Genomic DNA, 597 nt, shown 5'->3' with positions numbered 1-597 from the left:
GGAAGCGGATATGCTCCGCGGCAATATCGACAAGTGGAAAGAAGACCTCGAAGAACTGGAACGCAAAAAGTCGGAACTCGAAGAGTCTTTGAAAACTTTTGAAGACGGCATTAAAAATGCCGAAAAAGATATCGAAAATGGCTCGGAACGCAAGAGCGTCCAGGAAGAAGATATCGAAATCAAGAAGCAGGAGCTTTCGGCAATTGACGAAAAGATTTCGCGGGCGAAAAGCCATAAGGCGGGTCTTGAATCTCGGATCGAAGTGCTCCAGAATATGGATTCCGATGCGGGTTCCGGTGCCGATTACCTGGTGAATAGCCGAGCTTCTGAAGTCAAGGGTCTTCTCGGTTCCTTGATCGATGTCGATGCGGAATATGCGAATGCGATTGAATTTGCTTTGGGTCGCTCCTTGAATGCGGTCGTGACAAATAGCCCGTCTAGTTTGGAGGGCTTGCTCGATGCATTGTATTCGGCAAATGCCGGTAATGCGATGATCGCCTTTGCTCATGGATCTTCTGTTAATCCGGAATTCCCGTCAAAGCCGGGAGTCATCGGTATCGCGTCGAATTACGTGAAGGCGGACGCTTCGGTCAAAGC

The 597-nt window shown here is 49.2% G+C and carries 1 protein-coding gene; it reads left to right on the top strand.

What is annotated here, in order from left to right; translation table 11 throughout:
• A partial coding sequence (locus tag EAD89_RS00140) for a hypothetical protein (protein ID WP_147458721.1) occupies nucleotides 1-597 on the top strand: 597 nt, incomplete at both ends.

The organism is Micromonospora sp. BL4 (assembly GCF_003667505.1).
Taxonomy (GTDB): domain Bacteria; phylum Actinomycetota; class Actinomycetes; order Mycobacteriales; family Micromonosporaceae; genus Micromonospora.
Note: the sequence above shows the minus strand (reverse complement) of the source record. Positions and strands in the feature narration are given on the sequence as shown.